The 1,696-nt window shown below is 70.5% G+C and carries 1 protein-coding gene and 2 pseudogenes; all 3 read left to right on the forward strand.

Features of this window, described 5'->3' with window-relative positions; genetic code table 11:
* Window positions 1-373, forward strand: a pseudogene (locus AC27IQ_RS23940) (hypothetical protein); the annotation flags it as partial.
* Between the two features lie 34 nt (window positions 374-407).
* On the forward strand, window positions 408-1,253 hold the full coding sequence (locus tag AC27IQ_RS23945; protein WP_487091052.1) for an aspartyl/asparaginyl beta-hydroxylase domain-containing protein: 846 nt from the start codon (window positions 408-410) through the stop codon (window positions 1,251-1,253).
* Window positions 1,241-1,696: pseudogene (locus AC27IQ_RS23950) on the forward strand (sulfotransferase family protein); the annotation flags it as partial. The gene AC27IQ_RS23945 and the pseudogene AC27IQ_RS23950, both read left to right, overlap by 13 nt.

A 1,696-nucleotide genomic window follows, 5' to 3' on the forward strand; every position in this document is an offset into this window, starting at 1 on the left:
CGGCCCCACGGGTGCGACCGGTGCCACGGGCGCGACCGGCTCCACCGGTGGCACCGGCCCTGCGGGCCCGACCGGCGCGGCAGGCTCGGTGAGCACGGGAGTCACCGTGCGCGAGATCACGCTGCAACCGGTGAATGCACAGGCCTGCGCCGTCACCTCCTGCTGCAATGCGGGCGAGAAGGTGCTGGGCGGCGGCCATTCCGCAAGCACCGGACAGACATCGCCCGAAGACATTGGCGTCTACCTGGGCGAGAGCCGCCCGGTGGCCAATTGCGGCGGCAATGCGGGCACCTTCGGTTGGACGATCCGCGCCCTGAACTCCTATCGCTCGGACCTGCAAAGCTGCACGGCCTACGCGATCTGCGCCCAGTAACGGCGCTGGCTTCACCCACGGCCCGCATCGCCCCATGACCGCCCAGCCCACCGTGGCACCCCTTGCGCCCAACGACTTCCCGCCCATGCGGCGGCTGGCGCACGGCATGGCCGAAGTGGCTGCGGCGCTGCAAGAGGTCCATGCGTTGCCGGACGGCCTCTGGGGCCCGCATTTCAACCTGGCGAAGCACAACGGCGGCTGGCACGTGGCGGCCCTGCGCAGCACGTCCCGCTCGCCGCTGCCTGCCGCGCCAGGCGAGTTCGCCGCGGACTTCTTCCAGGACGAAGCCACGATGGCGCAATGCCCCGCCATTCGGACCCTGGTGGCGGGCATCACGGAAGGGGCACCGCTCAAATCGGTGCGCGTGCTGCGTCTCGCGCCCGGTGGCGCCATCCTGGAACACGCCGATGCTGGCGTGGGCCTGCGGAATGGCGAGGTGCGCCTGCACCTGCCGCTGCAGACGCATGACGAAGTCTTTTTCCATGTGGATGGCCAGCGGGTGCCCATGCGCACGGGCGAGTGGTGGTATGCCGATTTCTCCCTGCCGCACCGCGTTTGCAACCGGGGCACGGTCGAGCGGCTGCACCTGGTGGTGGATTGCGAGGCGACGCCCCGCCTGCGCCAGGCCATCGCCGCGGGCGATACCGGGCGGCCCTACCCGCCCGAACAGGACCCGCAGTGGCGGTTCGCGCGGTTTCGGAAACAGGTCTTCGACGAACCGGCGCTGCAGCACCGCCTGCTGGGCATCCACTCGCGGGAGGCATTCGCGCAGGCCTGCATGGAAATGGGCCAGGCCCGCGGATGGGCCTTCACCGAGGCGGAAGTCCTGTCCGCCATGGCCTCGGGGCGGCAGGCATGGATGCAGCAATGGGTCGTCTGAATTTCGAGGGCTGGTCGCCCATCCGCATCTATTCCGGGGCTGGCGGCGAGACGCTGGTGGACTGGATGCGCGCGCCGCCCGAGGTCACGCGCGCACCGTTCTTCTCGGACGGAGTGCAGGATGCGATGCATCGCCCCTTCCACCAGGGGTTTCGCCGGCAGACACCGCTGTCCGATCTGCTCGACTGGGCGCAGGCCTCGCCGGGCCTGGCGCCATCGGGCATCGTCTTTCATGTGTCGCGCTGCGGCTCGACGCTCGTGACGCAGGCCTTCGCGGCGCTGGACAGCCACGTCGTCCTCTCGGAGCCTCCGCTGCTGGACGATCTGATGCGCGCGAACGCCCGGCTGCCCGGCATGGATCGGGCACTGGCGGTTCCCGCGGCCAGGGCGGTGGCCAGCGCATGGTCGCAACCGCTGCGGCCGGGCCACGGGGAACAGGCGCTT

This window comes from Acidovorax sp. KPB24-07, from assembly GCF_057543315.1.

Excerpts from the sequence above, each read along its gene's own strand:
- AC27IQ_RS23945 (WP_487091052.1), top strand. The coding sequence starts at position 408 with ATGACCGCCCAGCCCACCGTGGCACCCCTTGCGCCCAACGACTTCCCG.